This is a genomic window from Thermodesulfobacteriota bacterium, from assembly GCA_036482575.1.
Lineage (GTDB): Bacteria > Desulfobacterota > GWC2-55-46 > GWC2-55-46 > JAUVFY01 > JAZGJJ01.
This window is the reverse complement of sequence record JAZGJJ010000069.1, coordinates 1-2,167: the sequence shown is the minus strand read 5'-3', so window position 1 is coordinate 2,167 and position 2,167 is coordinate 1. Positions and strand designations below refer to the sequence as shown.

Here is a 2,167-nt window from a genome sequence, read left to right as displayed (position 1 = left end):
GAAGACGAATACAGGCGTCCTGTACTTCTCGGAGAGAGTGAACGCCCTTACGGTTTCGGAGAGTATCTCCTGGACCGAGGCCGGGGTAACGGTTATGACCGGGTGGTCTCCGTGCGTGCCCCACTTGGCCTGCATGACGTCGGACTGGCTGGGGCCTGTGGGGTAGCCCGTGGAAGGCCCGCCCCTCATGACGTTTATGACGACGCAGGGGACCTCGGCGAGACAGGCATAGCCGAGCCCCTCCTGCTTCAGCGAAAATCCCGGGCCGCTCGTGGCGGTAAGGCTCTTCAGCCCGGCCAGAGAGGCGCCCGTAACGGCCGCTATGGAGGCTATCTCGTCCTCCATCTGTATAAACTTGCCTCCCACCTTGGGGAGCCTTACCGAGAGGATCTCGGCCACCTCGGTCGAGGGGGTTATGGGATAGCCCGCGAAGAACTTGCAGCCCGCGTAGAGAGCCCCCTCGGCGCAGGCCTCGTTCCCCTGCATGAGCCTTTTCTTATTTTTCTTCTCAGCCATTATACACCCTCAATCGAAGACCTGTATGGCGAAGTCCGGGCACCGGAGGTCGCAGAGCTGGCACCGGGTGCACGCATCGAGGTCCTTTACGACCACCACGGGCCCCTTCATCTCAAGGACGTTGGTCGGGCAGAAGTCCACACAGATGGCGCAGCCCTTACAGAGCTTTTCGCTTATTACTATCCTGGGCAGCTTTTTCGCCGGTTCAGACACTGTTATTTCCCCTTAACCTTTTTGAGTTCGCAGCACAAGAAAAGAGAGTATATCACACCTTTTCGAGGAGTTCCATCACTGTTTTGCCGATTTCCGCCGGATTTTCCGTAACCCGCACCCCGGCCGAGGCAAGGGCCTCCATCTTCTCGGCGGCCGTGCCCTTGCCGCCGGCTATAATGGCCCCGGCGTGGCCCATGCGCTTGCCCGCAGGCGCGGTAACGCCCGCTATGTAGCCGACGACCGGCTTCTTGACGTGCTTCTTTATGTACTCGGCGGCCTCTTCCTCGTCCGTACCGCCTATCTCGCCTATCATGATGACGGCCTCGGTCTCCGGGTCGGCCTCGAACATCTCGATCACGTCGATGAAGTTCGTGCCGTTCACCGGGTCGCCGCCTATGCCCACACAAGTGGACTGGCCGAGCCCGAGTTTCGTAAGCTGGTCCACGGCCTCGTAGGTAAGGGTGCCACTCCTCGAAACCACGCCTATACTACCCCTTTTATGTATGTGCCCGGGCATGATGCCGATCTTGCATTCATCCGGGGTTATGACTCCTGGGCAGTTCGGACCTATGAGCCTCGACCCGCTCCCCGCCATAAACCTCCTCGCGCCGACCATATCCACGACCGGTATGCCCTCGGTTATGCAGATAACGAGCTCTATTCCGGCGTCCACGGCCTCCATTATCGCGTCGGCCGCGAACGGGGCGGGTACGTATATGACCGAGGCGTCAGCACCGGTCTTCTTGACGGCTTCGTCGACCGTATTGAAGACCGGTATGCCGTCCACCTTCTGGCCGCCCTTGCCGGGCGTTACCCCGCCGACCATCTTCGTGCCGTACTCGACCATCTGGCGGCTGTGGAAGGTGCCCTGCTCGCCGGTAATGCCCTGGCATATCACCTTGGTGTCTTTATTTACGAGTATGCTCATGGTTACTTCCCCCCCGCGGCGGCGACGACCTTTTCGGCGGCCTCGTCCATATTTTCGACCGGGATTATATCAAGGCCCGACCCCTTCAGTATCTCCCTGCCCTTCTCGGCGTTCGTGCCCTGGAGCCTCACGACGAGCGGGACCTTCAGCCCCACGTCGGTCGCGGCCTGCACTATGCCGTCGGCTATGATGTCGCACCTCATTATGCCGCCGAATATGTTGACGAGCACGGCCTTTACCTCGGGGGCGGAGGTCAGGAGCTTGAAGGCGACGGTTACCTGCTCCTTCGTGGCGCCTCCTCCCACGTCCAGGAAGTTGGCCGGGGCGCCCCCGAAGAGCTTTATTATGTCCATGGTGGACATGGCGAGCCCCGCGCCGTTGACCATGCACCCTATGTTCCCGTCAAGGGAGACGTAGTTCAGGTTGAAGCGCGCGGCCGCGACCTCCCGGGAGTCCTCCTCGTCCAGGTCGCGCATATCCTCTACATCCTTGTGGCGGTAGAGCGCGTTG

At 60.8% G+C, this 2,167-nt stretch carries 4 protein-coding genes; all 4 read right to left on the bottom strand.

Annotation, left to right across the window (positions count from 1 at the left end):
• The coding region (locus tag V3W31_03035) for a 2-oxoacid:acceptor oxidoreductase subunit alpha (protein ID MEE9613913.1) at positions 1 to 516 on the bottom strand (516 nt) is incomplete at its 3' end.
• A 9-nt stretch (positions 517 to 525) separates the two neighbouring features.
• A complete protein-coding gene (locus V3W31_03030; protein ID MEE9613912.1) occupies positions 526 to 729 on the bottom strand; it encodes a 4Fe-4S binding protein in 204 nt (67 codons plus the stop codon).
• Positions 730 to 781: 52 nt separating this feature from the next.
• A complete protein-coding gene (sucD, locus tag V3W31_03025) occupies positions 782 to 1,657 on the bottom strand; it encodes a succinate--CoA ligase subunit alpha (GenBank protein MEE9613911.1) in 876 nt (291 codons plus the stop codon).
• A gap of 2 nt (positions 1,658 to 1,659) precedes the next feature.
• Positions 1,660 to 2,167, bottom strand: a 508-nt coding sequence (gene sucC / locus V3W31_03020) for a succinate--CoA ligase subunit beta (protein MEE9613910.1), incomplete at its 5' end; no start/stop codon positions are given.